The sequence below is a fragment of the Sporolactobacillus sp. THM19-2 genome (assembly GCF_004153195.1).
In the GTDB taxonomy this organism is placed as follows: domain Bacteria; phylum Bacillota; class Bacilli; order Bacillales; family Sporolactobacillaceae; genus Sporolactobacillus.
Genome location: NZ_SEMC01000051.1, coordinates 1 through 1,238, shown reverse-complemented (window position 1 = coordinate 1,238; position 1,238 = coordinate 1). Strand labels below are relative to the sequence as shown.

1 protein-coding gene is annotated in these 1,238 nt (G+C 54.4%); it reads right to left on the bottom strand.

Annotation, left to right across the window (positions count from 1 at the left end):
• Positions 1–1,238: IS5 family transposase (locus tag EWH91_RS14270; protein ID WP_129930924.1), on the bottom strand; the 1,238-nt coding region annotated here is incomplete at both ends.

Here is a 1,238-nt window from a genome sequence, read left to right as displayed (position 1 = left end):
CCTTTAAAGTCGCACTGCTCCACCCTTCGATCTGTTTTCCGGGCCTGCTTATCTTTCGGCCTACGGCCGAGTTTCGGTCCGCTGAGCCGGATGTGGCGTGCCTTGCAGAAAGCCCGATTCTTCCGATTGCGATAGAGTGTGTCGGCCAGGACAGCTTCCGGATAATAGCCATAGCGCTTGCGATAGGCTTCGACAGAGTCCTGAAGGGTTTTCCCCTCGTTGAAGTTGTCCCAGCCCAGTTTTTCGATCAGCGCATCTCCATCGACCAGGCTGATCGCGACTTTTGCACCGAACTCAACGTTGGTTCTGGCTTTCCCGCGGACGATCGGGCGAACATGCGGCTGCGAAAGGCTGACAATCCGGTCGTTTATCCGGTGCTCTCTGTTCTGATACATCCAGTCCTGCTGGCGGTACAGTTCATGAATCACCAGCAGATAACGATAATGGGATGGAGGGAGCTGCGTCAGCGGCGACTGGGCAGCCAGATTCTTAATGGTTCTTAGATCCCTGCGGATATAATGTAGTTGCTCGCCCACGGCTTTCCGTCGCCACTCAGCTCCGGGCCGACGCTGTTTGGCAATGGCCAGATAAGCCTTGTGCGCTGTCTGGCGATATTTTTTAGGTTTGACGTTGAACTGATCGCGAATCGGCCGATAGAGTTCATCGATGATCAGTTCCAGCTTCTCACGCGCCTGATTGAGCAGTGAGATGTCTGTAGGATAGGCCATGTCGACCGGGGCACAGGTGGCATCAAGCAGCAGTTTGCCCTGATTTTTCGGTGCCTCTTCCGGCCGGCTTTCAGCCGGATTTTCCGACGATCCGGCTGGAGGCTCCTGTTGCCCTTTGTGTGTATCGTCGTGATTGTGCGAATCCTGATGCTCGGATTCCGCTTCCTGATGCTCCTGCATCACCAGCCATTCGTTGATTTGATTGATGTCCCTTTGCTTCAGACGCTTGCGAAAAATAGACATCATCGAGTGATGAAAGGGCGATTTCTCCTGGAAGGCCGGAAGGCCCAGAAAGTACTGCATGTACGGGTTTTCCGTGATCTGCAGGACGGTTTCCCGGTCCGTCGTTCCCTGGCGCTGTTGAATGATCAGCGCGCCGAGAGCCAAACGGGCTGACAGCGGTTTTGTGCCTTTCGCCGTAGTCTTTTTAAACGTCGCAGCGTAGTGCTCCTCAACTTTCCACCAGGGGATGATCTGAGCAAGCTGTACCCAGCGGTTATCTTTATTCAA